21 protein-coding genes and 3 tRNA genes are annotated in these 22389 nt (G+C 43.7%); 14 read left to right on the top strand and 10 right to left on the bottom strand.

The genetic code is table 11. From position 1 onward, the window contains the following. Positions 1 to 58: 58 nt before the first annotated feature. Positions 59 to 712, bottom strand: a complete 654-nt coding sequence (gene adk, locus W03_RS10720) for an adenylate kinase (RefSeq protein ID WP_244073739.1) — start codon at positions 710 to 712, stop codon at positions 59 to 61. Positions 713 to 931: 219 nt separating this feature from the next. Here adk and recA point away from each other — a divergent pair, with 219 nt between their 5' ends. The 3 genes from recA to alaS are packed head-to-tail and all read left to right on the top strand — an operon-like array spanning position 932 to position 5070. Next, on the top strand, positions 932 to 1963 hold the full coding sequence (gene recA, locus W03_RS10725) for a recombinase RecA (protein ID WP_244073177.1): 1032 nt from the start codon (positions 932 to 934) through the stop codon (positions 1961 to 1963). Then, positions 1963 to 2433 (top strand): recombination regulator RecX, encoded by a 471-nt coding sequence (gene recX, locus W03_RS10730; RefSeq protein WP_244073180.1) that lies wholly within the window; start codon positions 1963 to 1965, stop codon positions 2431 to 2433. The genes recA and recX overlap by 1 nt, the downstream gene beginning before the upstream one ends. 39 nt (positions 2434 to 2472) lie before the next feature. Then, positions 2473 to 5070 (top strand): alanine--tRNA ligase, encoded by a 2598-nt coding sequence (alaS, locus tag W03_RS10735; RefSeq protein WP_244073190.1) that lies wholly within the window; start codon positions 2473 to 2475, stop codon positions 5068 to 5070. Positions 5071 to 5361: 291 nt separating this feature from the next. Here alaS and W03_RS10740 read toward each other — a convergent pair. The 3 genes from W03_RS10740 to hemF all read right to left on the bottom strand — a co-directional run bounded on the left by W03_RS10740 (position 5362) and on the right by hemF (position 7906). Next, positions 5362 to 5438 (bottom strand) — tRNA-Met (locus W03_RS10740). 283 nt (positions 5439 to 5721) lie between these two features. Next, positions 5722 to 6969: a dicarboxylate/amino acid:cation symporter gene (locus W03_RS10745; RefSeq protein WP_244073192.1), complete on the bottom strand. Its 1248-nt coding sequence runs from the start codon at positions 6967 to 6969 to the stop codon at positions 5722 to 5724. Positions 6970 to 7009: 40 nt separating this feature from the next. Beyond that, complete coding sequence (hemF, locus tag W03_RS10750; protein ID WP_244073194.1) at positions 7010 to 7906, bottom strand: oxygen-dependent coproporphyrinogen oxidase; 897 nt, start codon at positions 7904 to 7906, stop codon at positions 7010 to 7012. A 279-nt stretch (positions 7907 to 8185) separates the two neighbouring features. Here hemF and aroC point away from each other — a divergent pair, with 279 nt between their 5' ends. The 6 genes from aroC (at position 8186) to W03_RS10775 (ending at position 11320) form a co-directional block, all read left to right on the top strand. Then, on the top strand, positions 8186 to 9352 hold the full coding sequence (aroC, locus tag W03_RS10755; RefSeq protein WP_244073196.1) for a chorismate synthase: 1167 nt from the start codon (positions 8186 to 8188) through the stop codon (positions 9350 to 9352). 196 nt (positions 9353 to 9548) lie between these two features. After that, positions 9549 to 9625: transfer RNA gene (locus W03_RS10760), tRNA-Arg, on the top strand. A gap of 82 nt (positions 9626 to 9707) precedes the next feature. Continuing rightward, positions 9708 to 9783, top strand: a tRNA-Phe gene (locus W03_RS10765). A gap of 394 nt (positions 9784 to 10177) precedes the next feature. Next, positions 10178 to 10312 (top strand): hypothetical protein, encoded by a 135-nt coding sequence (locus W03_RS13405; RefSeq protein WP_279600075.1) that lies wholly within the window; start codon positions 10178 to 10180, stop codon positions 10310 to 10312. A 112-nt stretch (positions 10313 to 10424) separates the two neighbouring features. Then, complete coding sequence (locus tag W03_RS10770; protein ID WP_244073198.1) at positions 10425 to 10598, top strand: hypothetical protein; 174 nt, start codon at positions 10425 to 10427, stop codon at positions 10596 to 10598. Between the two features lie 347 nt (positions 10599 to 10945). Next, positions 10946 to 11320 (top strand): hypothetical protein, encoded by a 375-nt coding sequence (locus W03_RS10775; RefSeq protein ID WP_244073200.1) that lies wholly within the window; start codon positions 10946 to 10948, stop codon positions 11318 to 11320. Positions 11321 to 11436: 116 nt separating this feature from the next. Here the strand turns inward: W03_RS10775 and W03_RS10780 are convergent, their stop codons facing one another. The 5 genes from W03_RS10780 to W03_RS10800 form a co-directional block, all read right to left on the bottom strand. Then, a complete protein-coding gene (locus tag W03_RS10780) occupies positions 11437 to 12819 on the bottom strand; it encodes an NAD(P)(+) transhydrogenase (Re/Si-specific) subunit beta (protein WP_244073202.1) in 1383 nt (460 codons plus the stop codon). After that, on the bottom strand, positions 12820 to 13128 hold the full coding sequence (locus tag W03_RS10785) for an NAD(P) transhydrogenase subunit alpha (protein WP_244073204.1): 309 nt from the start codon (positions 13126 to 13128) through the stop codon (positions 12820 to 12822). A gap of 105 nt (positions 13129 to 13233) precedes the next feature. Next, on the bottom strand, positions 13234 to 14361 hold the full coding sequence (locus tag W03_RS10790; RefSeq protein WP_244073205.1) for a Re/Si-specific NAD(P)(+) transhydrogenase subunit alpha: 1128 nt from the start codon (positions 14359 to 14361) through the stop codon (positions 13234 to 13236). 246 nt (positions 14362 to 14607) lie between these two features. Next, a complete protein-coding gene (locus tag W03_RS10795) occupies positions 14608 to 15069 on the bottom strand; it encodes a Fur family transcriptional regulator (protein WP_244073207.1) in 462 nt (153 codons plus the stop codon). 78 nt (positions 15070 to 15147) lie between these two features. Further along, on the bottom strand, positions 15148 to 16548 hold the full coding sequence (locus tag W03_RS10800) for a M16 family metallopeptidase (protein ID WP_375792720.1): 1401 nt from the start codon (positions 16546 to 16548) through the stop codon (positions 15148 to 15150). 92 nt (positions 16549 to 16640) lie between these two features. Between W03_RS10800 and ftsY the strand changes: the two genes are divergently transcribed. The 4 genes from ftsY (at position 16641) to rpoH (ending at position 20211) form a co-directional block, all read left to right on the top strand. Then, positions 16641 to 17666 carry a signal recognition particle-docking protein FtsY gene (gene ftsY, locus W03_RS10805; protein WP_244073209.1) on the top strand — a complete coding sequence of 342 codons (1026 nt, stop codon included), beginning with the start codon at positions 16641 to 16643 and terminating at the stop codon, positions 17664 to 17666. Positions 17667 to 17694: 28 nt separating this feature from the next. Beyond that, positions 17695 to 18348, top strand: a complete 654-nt coding sequence (gene ftsE / locus W03_RS10810; protein WP_244073211.1) for a cell division ATP-binding protein FtsE — start codon at positions 17695 to 17697, stop codon at positions 18346 to 18348. Further along, positions 18345 to 19253: a permease-like cell division protein FtsX gene (gene ftsX, locus W03_RS10815; protein ID WP_244073213.1), complete on the top strand. Its 909-nt coding sequence runs from the start codon at positions 18345 to 18347 to the stop codon at positions 19251 to 19253. The genes ftsE and ftsX overlap by 4 nt, the downstream gene beginning before the upstream one ends. 103 nt (positions 19254 to 19356) lie before the next feature. Next, complete coding sequence (gene rpoH / locus W03_RS10820) at positions 19357 to 20211, top strand: RNA polymerase sigma factor RpoH (protein WP_244073215.1); 855 nt, start codon at positions 19357 to 19359, stop codon at positions 20209 to 20211. A 212-nt stretch (positions 20212 to 20423) separates the two neighbouring features. Here rpoH and W03_RS10825 read toward each other — a convergent pair whose 3' ends face one another. Next, on the bottom strand, positions 20424 to 21368 hold the full coding sequence (locus W03_RS10825; RefSeq protein ID WP_244073217.1) for a LysR family transcriptional regulator: 945 nt from the start codon (positions 21366 to 21368) through the stop codon (positions 20424 to 20426). Positions 21369 to 21497: 129 nt separating this feature from the next. On the opposite strand from W03_RS10825, the gene W03_RS10830 reads away from it, so the two are divergent. Further along, entirely contained in the window at positions 21498 to 22367 is an 870-nt protein-coding gene (locus tag W03_RS10830; protein ID WP_244073220.1) for a pirin family protein, read from the top strand. Positions 22368 to 22389: the final 22 nt, after the last annotated feature.

Raw genomic sequence — 22389 nt, forward strand, 5'->3', positions numbered from 1 at the left:
TTACTCGTTTGATTACTCTTTATCTTTTGATCGCACGAATTAAAACCAGATGAGTTGGTTATTTGAGTACTGAGAAAATCTGATCACGAATCTTTTCGACTGCGCCTGTTCCAGCTATTTTGATATAGCGGGGCGCATGCTGATCGCCAGAAGCTGCCCACTGGGAATAATAACTGATTAAAGGCTCTGTTTGCTGATGATAAACATCCAGTCTTTTTTGGACGGTTTCCTCCTTATCATCATCACGTTGAATCAATAATTCCCCAGTAACATCATCATGGCCGGGTGTTTTGGGAGGATTAAACGCCACGTGATAGGTACGTCCTGAAGCTGGATGCACTCGACGCCCAGACATCCGTTTGATAATCTCTGCATCTGCCACATCAATCTCAACGACATAATCAATTGGCACGTTGGCCGCTTTCATCGCATCAGCCTGTGGGATGGTGCGTGGAAAACCATCAAAAAGAAAACCTTTGATGCAATCAGGTTGCGCAATACGTTCCTTGACCAAATTAATAATAATGTCATCCGAGACCAAACCGCCGGCATCCATGATTTTTTTAGCCATGATGCCTAACTCAGTACCTTCTTTGACCGCATTACGTAACATATCGCCCGTAGAAATTTGTGGAATACCAAAGTGTTCCTTAATATAATTGGCTTGCGTCCCTTTTCCAGCACCGGGACCGCCTAATAAAATGACTCGAATGGCCCATCTCCTTTTATTTTTTTAATTTAAACTAGCAGAATTGAACGACTATTTTCTGTCAGCTAACTCAACAACATCATGCGATTATATCGTAGGCAAACCAGATACTCGAGTTTTTTGCCACATTATTTTCTGGCAAAATTAACTAAGCATATGGTAAGTCAAACTGCCATCTCACAGGTTATGCGATAATTCAAACGACTTTTTACAGGAAAAATCATGGACGAAAACAGAAGCAAAGCGCTAGATGCAGCCCTATCACAAATTGAAAAGCAATTTGGTAAAGGCTCCATCATGCGATTAGGTGCAAATGACGTAGCCTATGATATACAAGTCGTTTCTACCGGCTCCTTGGGGCTTGATATTGCACTGGGCGTCGGTGGGTTACCACGGGGTCGGATTATCGAAATATACGGACCCGAATCATCAGGTAAAACAACGCTGACTTTACAAGTCATTGCCGAAATGCAAAAAATCGGGGGAACTGCTGCTTTCATCGATGCGGAACATGCACTAGATCCGCAATATGCACAAAAGATTGGCATTAATGTTAAGGAACTGCTGATATCGCAACCGGACAATGGCGAGCAAGCGCTAGAAATCGCTGATATGCTGGTACGCTCGGGTTCCGTTGATATCATTGTAGTGGATTCGGTAGCTGCGCTAACTCCCCGCGCGGAAATCGAAGGAGATATGGGTGATCCGCAAATGGGATTGCAAGCTCGTTTGATGTCACAAGCCCTCCGCAAGCTAACCGCCAACATCAAGCGCAGCAACACCATGGTCATTTTCATTAATCAAATTCGCATGAAAATTGGCGTGATGTTTGGCAATCCTGAAACGACGACTGGCGGCAATGCGCTAAAATTTTATGCCTCAGTACGACTGGACATCCGTCGAACCGGATCGATCAAAAAAGGTGAAGAAGTAATCGGTAACGAAACACGTGTCAAAGTTGTTAAGAATAAAGTCGCGCCCCCTTTTAAGCAAGCCGATTTCGATATTCTATATGGCGAAGGCATTTCGCGTGAAAGTGAAGTGATTGAATTGGGGGTTCTACATAAAATCATCGACAAAGCAGGTGCTTGGTATGCTTATAAAGGTGAAAAAATAGGCCAAGGCAAAGACAATGTACGGGATTATCTAAAAGAACATCAAGAACTTGCGCAAGAAATCGAACAAAAAATTCGCACGTTGGTGGGAATCACAGAACCGACCGTTCCGAGCAAAAATAAAGCTACTGACGAATAATGGCTGGCAATGATAAAGCAACCTTAAAAACACGCGCACTACGCTATCTGGCGCGACGAGAGTACTCGCGGCAAGAATTAACACAAAAACTTTCAGCTTATGCGAGTTCTATTAAAAAAGAAGAACTTACAACAGTATTAGATGATTTGGAGCAAAGAGGATTTTTGTCAGCACAACGTGTGATTGAACAGATCACCTATAATCGAAGATCACGGTATGGAAGCCAACGCATCATTCAGGAATTAAAATCCAAAGGCATTGATGCGCAATTGATCAATGATGTATTGCCAACGTTGAAGGCCAATGATGAAGAAACCGCTTTAGCCATCTGGCAAAAAAAATTCGGCAGATTGCCGACCACTGCCGAAGAACGCGCCAAACAAATGCGGTTTATGTTGAACAGAGGATTCTCGACAGAAATCATTCGGGAAGTTCTGGCACGCGCCAGTGACTCGATAAGCAAACACTAGTTATCATCAATTCCAATTTAACGATCAGTAAAAATTACTATGAATAGTAGTGAAATAAGACAAAGATTTCTCGATTTTTTTGCCTCCCAAGACCACGCGATCGTACCATCCAGCCCGCTTGTTCCTAATAATGATCCGACATTATTGTTTACCAACGCAGGGATGGTGCAGTTCAAAGATGTGTTTCTGGGGCAAGACCAGCGGCCGTATGTCCGCGCTGCAAGCTCGCAGCGCTGTGTACGGGCTGGCGGAAAACACAACGATTTAGAAAATGTCGGCTATACCGCACGGCATCATACTTTCTTTGAAATGCTCGGTAATTTCAGTTTTGGCGATTACTTTAAGCATGACGCAATTCACTACGCTTGGCGCTTCTTGACACAATCTTTGCAGATTCCGCAGCAAAAGCTCTGGGTAACGGTTTATGCGGAAGATGACGAAGCAGCCAATATTTGGTTAAACGAAATCGGTATTGAACCTGACCGCTTGGTTCGTATCGCAAGTTCCGATAATTTTTGGCAAATGGGCGATACCGGGCCATGCGGACCGTGTTCCGAGATTTTTTACGATCACGGTCCAGAGGTCACAGGAGGTCCGCCGGGATCCGCTGATGCGGATGGCGATCGCTACATTGAAATTTGGAATCTCGTATTCATGCAATACAATCGCGACAGCGAAGGCGTCTTGCACGCTCTACCTAAGCCTTCTGTAGATACCGGCATGGGATTAGAACGAATCTCAGCGGTCATGCAAGCCGTTCATAGCAACTATGACATTGATCTGTTCCAATATCTCATTCAAGCTGCTGCGCGCGTAACCAACACAAAAGACCTAACCGACAATTCACTTAAAGTCATTGCGGACCATATCCGCGCATGTTCATTTTTAATCACGGATGGGGTTATTCCAAGCAGCGAGGGACGCGGCTATGTATTGCGAAGGATTATTCGACGAGCAATTCGTCATGGCTATCGACTCGGTCAGAAACAACCTTTTTTATATCAATTAGTTGAAGATCTCAGCCAAGTCATGGGACAAGCTTACCCAGAACTAAGCACAGCAAAATCCCGAGTTGCCGAAGTGCTGCGACAGGAGGAAGAACGCTTCGCGGAAACCATAGAAAATGGTATGCAGATCCTTGAACATGCACTTAGCCAACCAATCAAAATACTCGATGGCGAAACCGCATTCAAGCTTTATGATACTTTTGGCTTCCCACTCGATTTAACTGCTGATATTGCCAGGGAACGCAACATAAATGTCGATCACGCCGCTTTCGAACAGGCCATGACACGCCAACGCGAGCAAGCCCGCGCCGTGAATAAATTTACCATGCAGGAAAGTATTCGTTACAACGGGAATCAAACTACGTTTCGTGGATACGATACATTACAACAACAAGCAACCATACTGGCTTTATATAAACAAGGTACCTTAGTTGATCAAATCGAAGCAGGCGACGAAGCCATAATCGTACTGGATGAAACGCCTTTTTATGCGGAATCGGGCGGTCAAGTGGGCGATAGCGGTGAAATTTTCAGCGCAGACGGCTTGTTTATCGTCGACGATACCCAAAAGATACAAGCAAATGTGTTTGGACATTATGGACAACTACAACAAGGGCGATTAATCACCGGCTCCCAAATATCAACCAAAGTCAATGCAGCAATACGTGCCAACACAGCTAACAATCATTCGGCAACACATTTGCTGCACGCCGCTTTACGTAAGATTCTGGGAACGCATGTTACGCAAAAAGGCTCTTTAGTCAACGCGAATCGCTTACGTTTTGATTTTTCCCACAACGCACCGTTGACGCATGATGAAATTCGCGATATTGAACGCATAGTCAATGATCAGATTCGCATTAATTCAGTCGTATCGGCCTCCAGTATGGCATATGATGACGCCATTAAGTGCGGCGCAATGGCGTTATTTGGAGAAAAATATTCCGACGTTGTCCGAGTGATCGGCATGGATAATTTTTCCATCGAACTCTGCGGCGGTACGCACGTAACACAAAGTGGACAAATCGGTTTATTTAAAATCACAATGGAATCGGGCGTTGCTGCAGGCATTCGCCGCATTGAGGCCGTGACCGGAAAAACAGCCATAGATTACATCCAGCAACGCGAAACACAGCTATTAGAAATAGCGCAGACACTAAAAATCAACCCTCAGGAAGTTACGCAAAAAGTTGTGCAAATTTTAGAGAATGTACGTCAAACCGAAAAAGAATTAGCACGCTTAAAAAGCCAATTGGCAAATGCACAAGGTGATGATTTGATGTCGCATATTCAGGAAATGGATGGCGTTAAGGTACTGGCTGCAAAACTGGACAATGCCGACAGTAGAGTTTTGCGAGAAACACTTGATCAACTCAAAGAAAAACTCAAATCCTGCGTTGTCGTATTAGGATCGACTACCGATGATAAAGTCACCTTGATCGCCGGCGTTACTTCCGACTTGACACAACACATCAAAGCGGGTGAATTGGTAAATTTTGTTGCACAACAAGTGGGAGGAAAAGGAGGAGGACGAGCCGATATGGCACAAGCAGGAGGATCTCAACCGAATCAGTTACCCGCTGCACTTGCCAGTGTTTATGATTGGGCAAAAGAAAAAAGAAAATTTTAGCTGTGACCTTGCTCTGTAAAAATATATTTCAACTCTTAACTAAGGCTACTAAAGAGACCAAGTAATGAAAGTGGAAATAATCAGGAGAGCATCGTATATACACTGGAATGCGAATAAGTACAAAATTGAGAGCGGTACAGTCGATTCAAGGTGATCAAAAACACGACTAGTAGGAAAATTTCAATGCTGACGAAATTTCCTGAAAGAGGATTTGTCAGATTTGTCAGTTCATCCCGTAAAGCTGAATTTTCTGAAAGCCGCATGAAACGGCAAATCTCAGCAAGGATAAGCTGGTTGCGGGGGCAGGATTTGAACCTACGACCTTCGGGTTATGAGCCCGACGAGCTGCCAGACTGCTCCACCCCGCGTCAGAACAGGAAGTATAACACAAGCTAATCTATACAGGTCAATCAAAGTCGCTTGTTCCTTACGATTCTCGATAAAACCAACGAAAACTTAGTGCTACGACAAAGTTATCCGACTATGCTCATGTTCGTTGTGTTAAATATATCCGAGAATAGTTTTCACACTCGGCGGAACCGTCCGCTTTATAGGGATAAGAAGAGTAAATGGCTGAAAGCAGAATTTAATCTGATAGGTACTTAACGGACAACTGCACGATCTGACCTGACTCAAGCCAGCACACTTCACTTATTCGTTTGGCTTATCTTCACTGATCCATTTTTGCACCACCAAACTTCCCACCAAATCTCCTTCCACATTCACCGTGGTGCGAAAAGTATCGAGTATTCGATCAACCGGTAGCAAAATAGCAATCGCCTCAACCGGCAAGCCAACCGATTGCAATACCAAAGCCATCGTTACCATGCCGGCACTGGGAATACCGGGCGCCCCTATTGATGCCATCATAGCGGTGAGAAATACAATCATTTGTTGCAGCAGGCTAAGCTCAATACCCACGAGATTGGCAACAAACAGGGCGGCGACTGCTTCATAGAGTGCCGTACCATCCATATTCATGGTAGCGCCCAGTGGAATTACAAAACCCGCTACATCCCGTTTGACGTGCAAATATTGCTCAGCGCAGTGCAATGTAACAGGTAGTGTTGCCGCGCTAGAACTGGTGGCAAAAGCAGTAATCAATGCTTCTCGCGCACCCAACCAGAACTTAATAGGCGTCATGCCGGTAACCAGATAGAGAATCAGCGGAAGAACCACCACGCCGTGCAATAATGTAATACCGATTACAACCGCTATAAACTTGGCCATGGTTGTCAATAAGCCGGTATCGTGCGTAGCAACAAGCTGCATTAATAATGCCATGATGCCAAAAGGTGCCAGACGCATGATCCATCCCACCAATATCAATATCAACCCGAGAAACTCCTGCATTAGCAACGGAATATTGCGATAACGCTCGCCCCCCACTACCAACGCAATACCCAACAATAAAGCAAATATCACCACCGAGAGCACATTGTCTTGCGCCAGTGCGGCGATCGGATTTTGAAATAGCGAATGCAAAAAATGAGCGAAAAATTCAGGTAGCGACATCTGCGTTGCCTGAAATCCCTGCATGACATCCTGAAACATCGTAATTTGTAGTCCACTACCGGGTTGCAATAAATTGGCGGCCGTTAATCCCAACACAATAGCAAGTACCATGGTTGAAAAAAAGAAAAACAGCGTTCCCTGCCAAACACGATTCATTTGTTGATGTGAACGTAAATTGGCCACACCAACCACAATCGACGTAAAGACTAGAGGAATCAGTACCATACGCAACAAATCGATGAACAATGCGCTGACCAGTTTGGCTACATACAAACTGTTTTGTATCACGCTTGATTCTTGATCCAACATTGAAAACCAAAAGCCCAACAAAATGCCTAATACAGTACCCAACAAAATTTGAGTATTCAGTGATATTTTACTCACAAATTAATTCCCATTTTTTATCCTAAAGTAATAGAAGCCATTACACCCAATCCTTTCCAATCAGGAAATCTTCGTATAATTTATTCTCAGCGCTACCCATGACTGGTTTCCAGTCATAGCGCCATTTGACGATCGGTGGCAAAGACATGAGAATCGATTCCGTACGTCCACCGGTTTGCAATCCGAATAACGTCCCACGATCCCATACTAGATTAAATTCTACATAGCGTCCACGTCGGTAGGCTTGAAAATCACGTTCACGCTCACCGTAGGAAGTATCTTTGCGCTTCTCCAATATTGGACGGTATGCAGGTAAAAAATGCTCGCCAACACTACGCGTTAGATTGAAGCAAGCATCAAAATCAGGTTGATTTAAATCATCAAAGAAAATACCACCAATACCTCGTGGTTCCTTGCGATGCTTCAAGTAAAAATATTCATCGCACCACTTCTTTAAACGAGGATAATAATCGTCACCAAAAGGTTGCAAAGCGCTTTTGCAAACATGATGAAAATGAATCGCATCCTCTTCAAAACCATAGTACGGTGTTAAATCCATTCCACCACCAAACCACCAGACGGGCTCCGCGCCTTCCTTGATGGCCTCAAAAAAACGTACATTCATGTGTACAGTAGGAGCATAAGGATTATGCGGATGCAACACTAATGATACACCCATCGCTTGAAACGAGCGACCTGCCAATTCCGGGCGTGCAGCCGTAGCGGATGCAGGCAATCCAGCGCCATGTACATGCGAGAAGTTAACGCCACCACGTTCCAGCACATTTCCTTCTTCGAGTACGCGGCTAATACCACCACCACCTTCCGGCCGATCCCATTGATCGCGTTTAAATGTTTTGCCGTCTACTGCTTCCAGCCCTTTTACGATATCATCTTGCAGTTTTATGAGAAACTCTTTTACCTGTGGTGTATTCATATAAGATCCTGATATTAATTTTTGTTGATTACAGAGATATGCTTCTAAATGATAAGAAAACTTGTTTTTATGTTATGAAATAATCTTTTTAGAATGATTTATGGCAGTAATTTATACTGGAAGTAAAAAATGCATTTTGCATTTTACTGGTATATAGAGATAACACGATAAGACAATTTCATCATTGATCTGAAACAATCTCAAGAAGATTAAGCCATCTTTGTTTAATTGAAAATATCGATGATAGTTTCCCAATAAATTTGTTTAAGAGAACTTAGAATGTCTGGTAATACATTAGGAAAGCTTTTTTGCGTTTCTTCTTTTGGCGAATCACATGGTCCGGCGATTGGTTGCATAGTGGACGGATGTCCACCTGGGCTAGCAATCTCGACGGGAGACATTCAACAGGAATTGGATAGGCGTAAACCCGGCACATCTCGACACGTGACACAACGCCGAGAATCGGATCGAGTAGAAATTTTGTCCGGTGTATTCGAGGGCTTAACTACCGGTACACCGATTGCATTATTAATTCGCAATGAAGACCAACGCAGTAAAGATTACAGCAAAATCATGGATGTGTTTCGTCCTGGTCACGCGGACTATACTTATTGGCAAAAATACGGTATCCGCGATTATCGAGGCGGTGGGCGTGCATCAGCACGTGAAACCGCCGTACGCGTAGCAGCCGGCGCCATTGCAAAAAAATGGCTGCGAGAAAAGTTTTCAATCAATATTCGAGGTTATTTATCGCAACTGGGGTCTATCGAAATACCTTTCAAACAATGGGATGACGTCAATCGTAATCCTTTCTTTGTAGCGGACAATAGCTACGTTACACAATTAGAAAGCTTTATGGATCAATTGCGCAAATCGGGCGAATCGGTCGGAGCCAAGATTAGCGTTGTTGCAGAAGGAGCGCCTGTCGGATGGGGAGAGCCTGTTTACGATCGTTTGGATGCAGAAATAGCCTATGCGATGATGGGTATCAATGCAGTAAAAGGCGTTGAAATAGGCGCTGGATTTTCTTGTATCACACAAAAAGGTACAGAGCATTCGGACGAAATAACACCGGACGGATTTTTAAGCAATAATGCCGGAGGTATACTGGGCGGCATTTCAACTGGACAAGATATTACTGTCAATATTGCAATCAAACCAACATCCAGTATACGTTTAGAAAGACGCTCAATCGACAAGAACGGAGCGCCTGTCATTGTCGAAACACATGGTCGGCATGATCCGTGCGTAGGTATTCGCGCCACCCCGATTGCCGAAGCCATGCTTGCATTGGTGTTAATAGATCATGCATTACGTCATCGCGCACAAAATACCGATGTGTGTTGCACAACACCTAAAATACCTGGAAAAACAATGACTCATTACCAGAGTCCGAATATTCAGGCGCCTATAAAAGAAGACCCGGAGCCGGAAGAAGATGTTTAAGGTATTGTAATAAATGGAACATGATACGCTCAATATTAAGGCGCCAGGCCAGCAGAAGCAATTCATCATGAATCTATCAAGATTGAATTGGCTTGATATAACGTAAAAAATATAACTTTGAATCCTTTTATTGCTGCAATCTGATGATATAATCTCCCCCGCTGGTTGAAAAACCGGAACGAAATGATTATATTGAGCGCCCGTAGCTCAGTTGGATAGAGTACTTGGCTACGAACCAAGGGGTCGTGGGTTCGAATCCTGCCGGGCGCGCCACGAGTACTATCATATATAAAACTACCAATGAAAGCTTATCCAATTTTCATTGGTATTAACAAGCAATGCTTATTTAGTAGATGGCCAAGTAGCTCAGTCGGTAGAGCAGAGGACTGAAAATCCTTGTGTCGGTGGTTCGATTCCGCCCTTGGCCACCAAAATTCAACGCCCAATTGTTCTCAGTTGGGTGTTTTCATTTAAATCTCCCGCAGGACATGCGAGATCGCTGCCTCAGTCATCACAATCTGTTGTAGCTTGGGCTATCCAGGGTAATCACGACTCTATCCTCTGTCCCAAATCTTTTACTCGACAAAGTGCTCAAGGTCGACGACCAGACCCCTGGCCTCGCTCATCGTGGCAAAACGTTGGTGATTCTCACAGATAGCGCAAGCGTCAGGAGCCTCCTGTCATGCCAAACTCAATAGGCGTTTTGACATAGAAAACCTGCACATTCTCATCTCGCAAGCGCGCGAACAAACAATCCGCTTCATCGACGGTCACCGCCATGGTGACCTCTAGCAGCTGGCCTGCCAGTTCGAAGAAATGCGAGGAATGAATGCGGCCCGCGTGCCCGTAGCCTTCAGTCGCCGCTATCAACGGTCGCACCGTTTAAGCCTAGCCGCCTGGCTTCATGAAGCAGCCATTCACCAAGAGGCGTGCCGTCATGCTTGCGATCCTGCAGTGTAAAAAATGTTAGTTGATAGCCTTGCATATTTGTCTCCTGAATGAAAGTCGCTTGAATGCAGCAACTGTTCCAAATCCGATCAAGGTCATCAGCAGTAAACCGTCCAGGAACAAGATGTCAGCAACGTCGATGGAGATAACCTCCGATCAGCTTGGTGGCTACGGTATCCCGCAGTATGGCAGTAAACAGGGTGTTGATGATAGACCTCGAGCCACCGTATATGGCTCCCAACGAGGTACCGATGCCGATGATAGGTATGGAATGAGCATGCCATTGATATCGATTTAAAATTGACCGCCCATTACAGTCGGAAAATGACCAGATGAATCACTCCGGGTTTGCCGGAGATTTTTTAGTTTGAATCAAGTCACATTAACCGACTCCAATAATCGGCGTAGCGCAGTCTATCGATAGTCGGGAATGCACGAAAACCGCCAAAATCCACTCTCGGACGCCAACATCGTATATAATCATGTTCATGACGACCTCGCTCGCAAGGTAGGATAGTTTCCAGCAGCGAAAAACCTCCCGAGCGCCTTTTTCATGCATGACTTCCGCACAAAGCTGGTGTATGAAAATCCGATTTACATCAAGCACAAAATCCTCTACTGGAATAAGCTCGAAATCAAATAATCATGAAAATTGAACTTGCCGTGAATGGTACGCTGATGAGAGGTTTAGCGTTAAACCACAATCTACTTGAATTAGGTGGCGTATTTGTGGAAGAAGCCTTAACCGCTCCTTTCTATCGCCTTTGGTCCATTAACGATCAACACCCGGCAATGCAGCGCTGCGCAAAGGGTAAACAAATATCCTTGGAAATATGGAGTATAAGCTCATCCAATATTGGTGAATTGTTAAACCGCGAACCGATCGGACTCTCCGTTGGAAAAATTCTCCTGGCTGACAATCGTGAAGTATTGGGAATCCTCGGAGAATCTTATCTATGCGAAGGAAAGCAAGAAATAACTCATTTTGGGGGATGGCGAGAATACAAGGGACTGCGTTAAATATTCGACAATAAAAAGTTTGCCAGGGGTTAATAAAAATCGAGGCTGCATAGATTAACCTAACAACCAAGTTAATTTACTACAACCCCATAGAACAAACATATAAGTACCATCCGCTATAACGCTTTAACCATATTTTCAACCATTTTCTTGGCATCGCCAAAAATCATCATGGTTTTGTCCATATAAAACAGATCATTATCAAGACCAGCATAACCTGCGGCCATACTTCTTTTAACTACCATTACAGTTCGAGCTTTATGCACGTCAAGAATTGGCATACCATAAATTGGGCTACCGGGTACATTTGCGGCTGGATTAACCACATCGTTTGCACCCAAAACAAGCACTACATCGGTATTCGAGAAATCGCTGTTAATTTCTTCCATTTCTAAAACTTGCTCATAAGGAATTTCCGCTTCAGCCAGTAAAACGTTCATATGTCCAGGCATGCGCCCAGCCACTGGATGAATTGCAAAACGTACGTTCACGCCTTTTTTATGCAGTTTTTCTGCCAATTCCTTTACGGCATGCTGCGCCCGTGCAACAGCCAAACCATACCCCGGCACAATAACCACGCTATCAGCATTACCCATCAGAAAAGCAGCATCTTCTGCACTGCCGCTGCGATAGTTTTTTTGAGCACCGTCAGTCGCCGCTGCTACGGCACCACCATCGCTACCAAAACCGCCCAATATGACCGACAGGAATGGACGATTCATTGCCTTACACATGATGTAGGACAAAATAGCACCGGAACTACCCACTAACGAACCCGCAATAATTAGCATCGGATTTCCGAGTGAAAAACCGATACCTGCTGCCGCCCAGCCTGAATAGGAATTCAGCATGGAAATGACAACAGGCATATCCGCTCCACCAATAGGGATGATGATCAAGAAACCTAGTACAAAGGCAATTCCTGTCATGACAGCAAAAGCCGTCCAGTTGGTAGTTTCATCGAAGAAAAACCACAAACCGAAGCCAATCATGGTAATAGCCAACAACAGATTAAATAGATGCTGTCCAGTGAAAACAATCGGAGTTCCACTCATGCGGCCGGACAATTTCAAGAACGCAATCACCGAACCAGACCAAGTCATAGCACCGATAAAAGTCCCTAAAAACAACTCTAGTTTGCTTCCTTTAGGCAAAACTTCTGGCAATCCGAACGAAACCGGATTGTTTACTGCAGTGATAGCAATAAATACAGCCGCCAAACCAACGAGCGAATGCATGAAGGCAACTAATTCCGGCATGGCAGTCATTTGCACGCGCTGAGCCACAATCGCTCCAATCACGCCACCAATCGCGATACAACCTAAAATCAAAGCCCAGTTCTGGGTCAATGTGAGCGTAATGCCAATGGCAATTGCCATGCCCACCATACCAAACAAATTACCACGACGCGCAGACTCAGGCGAACTCAATCCTTTAAGCGAAAGTATAAAGAAGACCGAAGCAACCAAATAGGCAAGTGCTACTTCATTAGCTGACATTTATGCGTTTCCTTTTTTATCTTTTTTCTTGAACATTTCCAGCATACGTTGGCTCACCAGAAAACCGCCGAAAACATTAATCGACGCCAGTGTTACTGCAACCGCGCCGAGCCAGGTACCCCAATCTGTTTCCGCTGGTCCTGCGGCCAGCATAGCACCTACTAAAATAATACCGGATATTGCATTGGTAACCGACATCAAGGGTGTATGCAATGCGGGCGTCACATTCCATACCACGTGATAACCAACAAAAACCGCTAAAACAAAAACTGTCAGATTAATAATAACTGGATCAATTTCACCAATCATAATGACTCCTTAAAAATTCGATCACTGCCATTCAATCGCAATGACAAAGATACATCTTGAATATCAATATATTGCACGTTCCACTATCGATTTAGTGATAGTTCATCAGGATTTGATAACGACTTCACCGTCAGCACAAACCAAGGTGCCGGAAATAATTTCATCGTTTCGGTCAATTTTAAGTTGACTACTTTCCTGATCCAACATTAGATTAAGAAAATTCATGACATTTCTTGCGTACAAAGTGCTGGAGTCGGCCGCAACCAAACCAGGAATATTGGCAACCCCTATCAAGTGTACGCCATGCTTAAGCACCGTTTTATCCAATTCAGACAAAAGACAATTACCTCCTGCTTCAACCGCCATATCAACAATCACAGAACCGGGTTTCATAGCCTTCACGGTGTCTTCTTTTACAAGCACAGGTGCTGGACGACCAGGAATCAGTGCCGTGGTAATGATGATATCAGCAGCGATCGCTCGTTCATGCACTAACTCACCTTGGCGACGCTTGTAATCGTCTGACATTTCAGTTGCATAACCGCCAGCAGTCTCTGCTTTGGCTTTTTCTTCATCACTCAAAGCCACTTCAATAAATTTCGCTCCCAAGCTTTCAACTTGTTCTTTTGCTGCTGGCCTAACATCGAAGACCTCCACCACCGCACCCAATCTTTTGGCGGTTGCAATCGCCTGCAAACCTGCCACACCAGCACCTAACACCAGTACTCGAGCTGCCTTGACAGTACCTGCAGCAGTCATCAGCATGGGAAAAAACTTTTGATACACGTTCGCAGCCAGAATAACCGCTTTATAACCCGCTATGTTGGCTTGAGATGATAAGACATCCATACTTTGAGCGCGAGAAATCCGTGGCAACTTTTCCAAAGCAAATGCTGTCAACCCATGTTTGGCCAATGCTTCAATCCCATCTTTTTGATGCGGAGACAAAAGACCGATCAATAAAGCGTTTTTACGCATCATCGCAAGCTCATGTGGCTCTGGCCCTTTAACCTTCAATACGATATCCGATTGTGAATAGAGCTGATTCGCATCATCAACAATAGTAGCGCCAGCTTCTCGATAGGCCGAATCAGTGATGCTGGCATTAATGCCAGCCCCTGTTTGCACCAATACTTTATAAAGGCCTTTGGCAGTAAATTTTTTGATAGTTTCCGGTGTGGCAGCCACACGCGTTTCTCCCCCGCGAATCTCTGCGGGTATGCCTATATGCATGGATTATTTCTCCTCTTTTGCCAATCTGCAAAATTCCTACGGTGAATAAATTTGTGGATGAATTATAAATCAATTTGTGCAGGATGCCATTAATATGGTTAGAGTACTGTGGGTTAGAAACCACAAACAGATCACTCCGCACTGACTAAGTAGTAAGTTATACAAACTCCTATCTTAGTTTCTAGCGTAGTCACTTCCGGCTTCAAGCAAAGAAACCATCATCCACCGTCAATCTATCGCAATTGATTAAACCAATTTTTGGCAGTGTTCGCAAACACCATGCAATTCTAACTGCTGATGAGTCAACTTAAATCCCGTGTTTTGAATACTTAATGCCAACTCATTCATAATGTGTTTTTTAATTCCAATTTCCTTAACACTACCACATTGATCACAAATCAAAAACTGTGGGGTCTCATGTTGATGGTCACAGGTAATATGTTCACATGACATATATTGACCTGCTGTTTCGAGTTTATGTACCAATCTTTCGTGAATCAAAAAATCGAGCATACGATACACCGACATAACCGGAAGCGCTTCGTTAAAGTGAAAGCGATATTTTTCGGCGATTTCATAAGCAGAAAGCGGTATCGTTGATTCCAACAAAATGGTTAACACATTTTTACGTTTATTGGTAAGCTTGACACCCGCCAAAGAGCATGCCTCTTGGGATTTCTTGATAATCTGATCAATATTAGCAGGCATGCTTTAGATTAATCTCTCAAACAATCTCTATGAGGCAAAAAGAATCATAAGCCATAAAAATCTTAACAGAACATATCACTAATGCCTTAATCCGCTTGGGATCGTAGCAGGCTTTTTCTGATCCAAGGGTTGAGGATCCAATACTGCAACAGTTAAATTGTCTTCTATGAGATATTTTTTTGCAACTTCACGTATTTGCTCGGTAGAGACCATTTTAATTTTCTCTAACAAAACGTCAATATCACGATAAGACAATCCAGTGCTCTCAAACCGGCCTATTTGCATCGCTTGCGAAAAAATCGAATCACGTTGATAAACATGGCCCGCAATCACCTGCGCTTTAACCCGCACCAATTCTTCTTCGGTGACTCCCAATTTGATAATTTTTTCAATTTCATCACGCAGAGCTTGTTCCAATTCTTCAATGGTTTTTCCTATTCGCGGCACAGCACTCAAGAAAAACATGCTTGGACCACGAGATATTGCGCTATAGCTAGCATCTGCAGAATTTGCGATTTGATCTTCACGAACTAACGTCTTATTCAATCGAGCAGAAGCATAGCCATCCAAGATACCTTCCAATACTTCCAACGCATAAGGCTCCCAATCAGAAGCGGTATTTTTAATCGATGGAACATGATAACTCATAATAAGATAAGGTAATTCCGCCGGTGCTTTGACAATAATTCGCTTGGTACCTTGTTGTACTGGCTCCACTTGAGGTTTGCGTGCATTCAGCAATGGAACATTACTGGTTTTAATCGCACCATAATTTTGTTGGGCCAAATGATAGACTGCTTTTGCATCGACATCCCCAACCACTACTAAAATTGCATTGTTCGGCGCATACCATCGGTTATACCAGTCTTTAGCGTCCTCTACACGCATGTTCTCTAAATCATCCATCCAACCGATAATTGGATTTTTGTAAGGATGCGATTGAAAAGCCATCGCCATCATTTTTTCAAATAACAAAGCCCTCGGTTGATCGTCCGTACGCAGCCTTCTTTCTTCCATTACCACTTTGATTTCTTTGGAGAACTCTTCCTCTGTAAGAACGACATTGCGCATGCGATCCGATTCGAGTTCCATGGCCATGGGTAAGCTATTTTTATGGAGTTGTTGATAGTAACCGGTATAGTCGTAGCTAGTAAAAGCGTTTTCTCGGCCACCAGCAGCCGCTATTTTTCTTGAGAACTCACCACCAGGAAACTTCTCGGTTCCTTTGAACATCATATGTTCAAGTACATGCGCAACACCTGTGAGTCCGTTGACTTCATCAATACTGCCAACCTTGTACCAGATCTGCGAAACGACAACTGGCGCGCGATGATCTTCTTTAACGATTAATTTCAATCCGTTATCTAATAAAAACTCATGCGGATTACTCCACGCTGAAAATGTAAAAAGAAATGCGCACAAGCCCGCGCTCAATAACATAAAAAATCTTGAAAAAGCAATACAGTATGCAGATTTCATTTTTACTAACCTAAGTGTGAATAAACAGAATAAAATTGTGCTTTCGCTTACTTACGAGCAATCCATAAAAATATTTTGTAGAGCCTACCAGAATGTTTAGCTTTTTTAAATCCAAAAAAAATTCCGAAGAAACAATTGAAAGCCCAGCTATACAAACGGATGAATCTAATCTAACACAACCAGATTCGGTTAGTTTTGCAGATAAGCTAAAAAAAGGCTTGGCACTCACTCGGAAAAATCTTGGAAAACAATTATCCACTTTGTTTGGTGGTGGCAAGATTGACGAAGCACTGTTCGAGGAACTAGAAACTATTTTGTTGACTTCGGATGTTGGTATCAACGCAACACAGCTATTATTGGAAGATTTACGCAAACGTGTAAGGCGCGATGGATTAACTGATTCCAATCAATTGAAACTAGCGCTCAAAGAATCACTTATAGCGATGCTAGGGCCATTGGAACAACCATTTGATACCAGTATGCATGCTCCCTTTGTCATTATGATTGCTGGTGTCAACGGTGTTGGCAAAACGACCTCAATAGGGAAGTTGGCTAAATATTTTCAGGCCCAGGGCAAATCAGTTTTATTGGCAGCGGGAGATACCTTCCGTGCCGCAGCGCGCGAACAGCTAATGGCTTGGGGTGAAAAAAACAATGTCACCGTGATAGCACCGGATAATGATCCAGATAAAAAAAGTGACCCTGCCGCAGTAATCTTTGACGCGGTTAATTCGGCAAAAGCGCGCGGTATTGATATTGTATTAGCGGATACTGCAGGACGTTTAACAACGCAATTACACCTCATGGAAGAAATCAAAAAGGTCAAACGCGTTATTGCCAAGGCAATGCCCGATGCACCACATGAGGTGTTACTCGTATTGGACGCCAATACGGGTCAAAATGCAATTACGCAGGTTAAAGCATTTGATGAAGCCTTGAACGTGACTGGCTTGGTATTGACGAAACTTGACGGAACCGCTAAAGGTGGCGTGGTGGCTGCCATTGTCGGGCAATATTCTCAGAATCCGCCGGCACTAAGGTTTATCGGTGTGGGTGAAGGATTAAACGATTTAAGGCCATTTAATGCGCAAGTCTTTGTAGATGCACTGCTTGATTGATAGCGATGTATCATAGATAAGACCTTGTATGATTACTTTCAAAAATGTCTCCAAGCGCTATCCCAATGGGTATGTTGCGCTCAATAATATCAATTTATCGATAAATGTTGGGGAAATGGTATTTCTGACAGGTCATTCAGGCGCGGGAAAAAGCACCTTATTGAAATCAATTGCTGCCATAGAGCGCCCAACATCGGGAATCATTACGATCAGTGGACAAAATATTGCACAACTCAAATCCAGCGCAATTCCCTTTCTACGCCGCAAAATTGGCATCGTATTTCAGGATCACAAACTACTTTTTGATCGTAGCGTCTTTGATAACATTCTACTACCGCTACAAATCAGTAATTTTGATACTCAAACTGCAGCCAGCCGTGTACGCGCCGCATTAGACAAAGTTGGCTTACTAAAAAAAGAAAAAGTCATGCCTATCACACTATCCGGTGGCGAAAAGCAGCGTTTATGCATCGCGCGGGCCATCGTTCATCGTCCGGCCATACTAATAGCCGATGAACCGACGGGAAATTTAGATATTGCCTATGCACGCGACATCATGGCGATGTTTACCTCTTTTCACCAAGTGGGGGTAACCGTGATAATTTCAACGCATGATGCTTCTTTACTGGAAAATACACAGCATCGTGTTTTGTCACTAGCACACGGAAGCCTGCTAGCATGACTCGTGTCTGGCTGATGCAACATTGGTTCGTTTTTGTGGCAACGTTCAAGCGATTGCTTGCGACACCAATTACTTCACTACTGAGTGTCATCATCATGGGAGTCACACTCAGCGTGCCTGTAAGCATTTATGTACTAGTTGAAAATTTACAGGCAATCGCGAACGAAAGAAATAGTCCGCAGATGAGTATTTTTCTAAAGAATGATGCCGAACAAGCTGATATCGATAAAATTAGACACGACTTAGAGCAGTATCCACAGATTATAGAATTAGAATTCATCACAAAGGATATTGCCTTGCAACAACTTTTAGAAAAAAGTGAATTGCCGGATATTGCAATCAATTTACCACGCAATCCGTTACCTGATGCTTTTGTGATTACTCTTAGCAAAAATACTTTAGAAAGCTTAAAACAATTACAAGAAGATCTGAAAGGCAAATCAGAAATAAAACATGTTCAATTTGACTCTGCGTGGATTGAGCGATTCAGCGCACTGCTTGAGTTAGGCTATTCCATTATTTTAATGATTACCATGATTTCCAGCGTTGCAATCATCGCGGTAATGTTTAATACCATTCGCCTGCAAATAGCGACCAAACACGATGAAATCGAAATATCCAAGCTGATTGGCGCAACCGACTCGTTCATTAGACGTCCTTTTCTTTATTTCGGTGCGTTACAAGGGCTCGCAGGGGGCGTGATCGCTTGGTTAATCGTATTACTGTTATTCCATTTAATCAATGAACAATTGGTATTGTTCTTACGTTTCTATGAAATGGAATTTTTGCTGGAATCACTCTCTACAGAAAATGGCCTGAGCTTATTGTTTTTTTCAACCTGGCTAGGTTGGCTGGGCGCACGTTTATCTGTGTCAAATCATTTGTGGCGAATAGAACCGCAGTAACTAAGGCTCTTAACGAAACTTTTAAAAATTTTAGCACTCACATGACAGAGAGTGCTAACATAAGCTATAAATAACAATTTTGTGTCAATAGGAGATTATCATAATGACGAATGCTTTAGTATTGCCGGAAATGGGTAGTAGCATTGAAAGCTATATTCAGTCAGCTAATTCTTTTCCTATCTTATCTCAAGAAGAGGAAACAAAACTAGCTCGACTTTTGTGGAATCACGATGATATTAAGGCAGCACAAAAATTAATTTTGTCACATTTACGTTTTGTGGTTGCCATCGCACGTGGCTACAAAGGATACGGTCTGCCTCAAGCAGACTTAATTCAAGAGGGAAATGTCGGCTTGATGAAGGCAGTTAAACGCTTTGATCCTGAAAGAGGCGTCCGTTTAGTATCATTTGCCGTACATTGGATTAAAGCTGAGATTCATGAATTCATCATGCGTAACTGGCGATTAGTAAAAATAGCGACCACTAAACAACAACGTAAATTATTTTTTAATCTACGCAGCATGAAAAAAGGCCTTGATTCCATGAATCCGCAAGAAGTAGATGAAATGGCCGAGCAGCTCGGAGTTAAATCAGAAGAAGTGATTGAAATGGAAAAACGCTTCAATGGTTCAGATATTTCATTGGAACCACTGTCCGATGAAGCGGATGACGATGCCACCTTCAGTCCTATTCATTATTTGACAGACGAATTGGAACCTTCCGGCATTCTGGAAGAAGAACAGCTTTCGATGATGCGTGAATCAGGATTACAGAAATCTCTCGGATGCTTGGATGACCGAAGCCGCCGCATTATCGAAGCCAGATGGCTGAAGGAAAAAGAAGATACAGCGACATTACACGACCTTGCTGAGGAATTTGGCGTATCGGCAGAGCGTATTCGTCAAATTGAAACCAAAGCGTTACAAAAAATGCGTACGACAATGGCAGCAGACGCTTAACAGAAAAATTACAAGCTTGCTGATAAATAGCTGACGAATTGTCATTGTTTACCAGTAATCTCACTAATTTTTCTATATCATTCTGATTCTTAATGAAGAACTCGACTGCTTACAGTAGAGTTCTTCGCAAATGCTTAATTCGGCCATATGCTTCATGCTATCACAGTGGAAGCTTCTCAATGTTGATTAGCCACAGCATGTTTTGTAATACTTTAAGCGACACGATCTCCGGTCTTTTTTTCACCTTGCAAACACACGTCCCAGTACGGCGTCCCTTCAAACCGTTCAATCAGAAAATCGACCAATGCCCTGACGCGTTGCGACAAATGCCTGGTCTGCGGATAAATAGCATAAGCAGTCAGTTGTGGCGCGTGAAATTCAGTCAATAGCGGAATCAATGCGCCACGCTCGATTTCCTGGTAGACAATGAACGTCGGCAGTAATAGGATCCCTAAGCCGGCAACGGCGGCATCCCGAAGGAATTCCCCATTACTGGCTTTTAAGTACGGAACAATTTTGACGCTAGTCAACTGTCCATCGCCATCGTATAAATCCCACTGATCGAAATTGCTGATTAGGTTATACACCAGGCAACGGTGATGAATGAGTTGCTGCGGTGTTTGTGGCACCCCCATATGTTCGAGATACGCAGGACTGGCGCACATCACGGCTTGAATTGACGACAGCCGGCGTGCAATCAGGCTGGAATCCGGCAGGTTGGCGATACGAATGGCCAAATCGAAACCTTCGGTCAGCAAATCGACTTGGCGGTCATTCAAATCCAAATTGAATTCAATGTCTGGATGCAGGTGTAAAAACTCATGAATGGCCGACCCCAAATGCAGCAAACCAAAACTCAATGGCATAGCCACCTTCAAGCTACCTTTTAGCGAACCATGAAACTGTGACATGGCGTGTTCGGCTTCAAGAACGTCTTCGAGAATACGCACACACTGTTGATAAAATGCGCGCCCGGTATCGGTCAAATTCATCTGCCGAGTAGTGCGGTGAAATAATTCAACACCAAGGTGCTCTTCCAATTCTTTTAAACGGCGGCTGACTACAGATTTCGCCACATTCATGCGATCCGCCGCGGCACTGATGCCGCCAGCTTCAACCACATGCACAAAAGCATTCATATTTTCAAATCGATCCATCGAGCACCTTTTATTAAAAATTCGAGAACAATAATTTCTCATTTAGATACTTTATTCACATAAAGAGAACCATGATAATAACTCCAGACGCATTTATCAAAACAAACTATTTTTTTCAAGGAGAACATCATGGATACAGCATTCATCAACACCGCACGATTGATTCCCGCCGAAGCAGTACGGGAAGGCGCGGGTGTTACCGTGCATCGCACCATCGGTGGCCCTGCATTACGCAATTTCGATCCATTTTTATTACTGGATCACATCAGTAGCGACAATCCGAACGACTATATTGCCGGATTCCCGTCTCATCCACATCGTGGATTTAGCACGTTCACCTACATGATCGATGGCTTGATGAAACATCAGGACAGCATGGGCAACAGCGGTGTCCTCGGGCCTGGATCGGCACAATGGATGAAAGCGGCGAGCGGTATTATTCACTCTGAGATGCCAGAACAGCAAAACGGCTTATTGCGTGGCTTTCAATTGTGGATTAACTTACCTTCCATGAGTAAAATGGATCAACCGGAATATCAAGAGTTCCCAGAGGATGCATTTCCCATTGTAGAAACGCCAAACTATCGGTTAAAAGTCTTAATTGGCCACTATGCCAGAGCCCAATCGCCGATTGAAGATAGCTTGACTGAGGTGGTCCATTTCGATGTTCAGGTTAATCCTGGCAAACAGTTTCATCATGTTTTTTCTGCGGACAATAACAGCTTTGCGTATGTCTTTGAGGGAACTGGGCATATCGATACGCAGCATATATCAACACATTCATTAATCGTTTTTGACTCCGAGGAAAATATATTAGACTTTGTCGCTGGATCCGAAGGTGCGCGTATGATTGTCGCAAGTGGCAAACCCATAGAAGAGCCGATCATGCGCCATGGTCCGTTTGTCATGAACACACGGGAACAAATTGATCGAGCCATGCGTGATTTTCAAACCAACGATTTTGTGCGTAACCGTGCTTGGATAAATCGTAAATCATAATGCTTACTACAATACCCTTATC

It is taken from the genome of Nitrosomonas sp. PY1 (assembly GCF_022836435.1).
Lineage (GTDB): Bacteria > Pseudomonadota > Gammaproteobacteria > Burkholderiales > Nitrosomonadaceae > Nitrosomonas.

Bases quoted from the DNA above. Each gene is read 5' to 3' on its own strand.
- W03_RS10775 (WP_244073200.1), top strand. From the start codon at position 10,946: ATGAAAATTGAACTTGCCGTGAATGGTACGCTGATGAGAGGTTTAGCG.
- rpoH (WP_244073215.1), top strand. From the start codon at position 19,357: ATGACGAATGCTTTAGTATTGCCGGAAATGGGTAGTAGCATTGAAAGC.
- W03_RS10825 (WP_244073217.1), bottom strand. From the start codon at position 21,368: ATGGATCGATTTGAAAATATGAATGCTTTTGTGCATGTGGTTGAAGCT.
- ftsE (WP_244073211.1), top strand. From the start codon at position 17,695: ATGATTACTTTCAAAAATGTCTCCAAGCGCTATCCCAATGGGTATGTT.
- W03_RS10800 (WP_375792720.1), bottom strand. From the start codon at position 16,548: ATGAAATCTGCATACTGTATTGCTTTTTCAAGATTTTTTATGTTATTG.
- W03_RS10795 (WP_244073207.1), bottom strand. From the start codon at position 15,069: ATGCCTGCTAATATTGATCAGATTATCAAGAAATCCCAAGAGGCATGC.
- W03_RS10785 (WP_244073204.1), bottom strand. From the start codon at position 13,128: ATGATTGGTGAAATTGATCCAGTTATTATTAATCTGACAGTTTTTGTT.
- recX (WP_244073180.1), top strand. From the start codon at position 1,963: ATGGCTGGCAATGATAAAGCAACCTTAAAAACACGCGCACTACGCTAT.
- aroC (WP_244073196.1), top strand. From the start codon at position 8,186: ATGTCTGGTAATACATTAGGAAAGCTTTTTTGCGTTTCTTCTTTTGGC.
- ftsX (WP_244073213.1), top strand. From the start codon at position 18,345: ATGACTCGTGTCTGGCTGATGCAACATTGGTTCGTTTTTGTGGCAACG.
- ftsY (WP_244073209.1), top strand. From the start codon at position 16,641: ATGTTTAGCTTTTTTAAATCCAAAAAAAATTCCGAAGAAACAATTGAA.
- W03_RS10790 (WP_244073205.1), bottom strand. From the start codon at position 14,361: ATGCATATAGGCATACCCGCAGAGATTCGCGGGGGAGAAACGCGTGTG.
- hemF (WP_244073194.1), bottom strand. From the start codon at position 7,906: ATGAATACACCACAGGTAAAAGAGTTTCTCATAAAACTGCAAGATGAT.
- alaS (WP_244073190.1), top strand. From the start codon at position 2,473: ATGAATAGTAGTGAAATAAGACAAAGATTTCTCGATTTTTTTGCCTCC.
- W03_RS10770 (WP_244073198.1), top strand. From the start codon at position 10,425: ATGTCAGCAACGTCGATGGAGATAACCTCCGATCAGCTTGGTGGCTAC.
- W03_RS13405 (WP_279600075.1), top strand. From the start codon at position 10,178: ATGAATGCGGCCCGCGTGCCCGTAGCCTTCAGTCGCCGCTATCAACGG.
- W03_RS10780 (WP_244073202.1), bottom strand. From the start codon at position 12,819: ATGTCAGCTAATGAAGTAGCACTTGCCTATTTGGTTGCTTCGGTCTTC.
- W03_RS10830 (WP_244073220.1), top strand. From the start codon at position 21,498: ATGGATACAGCATTCATCAACACCGCACGATTGATTCCCGCCGAAGCA.
- recA (WP_244073177.1), top strand. From the start codon at position 932: ATGGACGAAAACAGAAGCAAAGCGCTAGATGCAGCCCTATCACAAATT.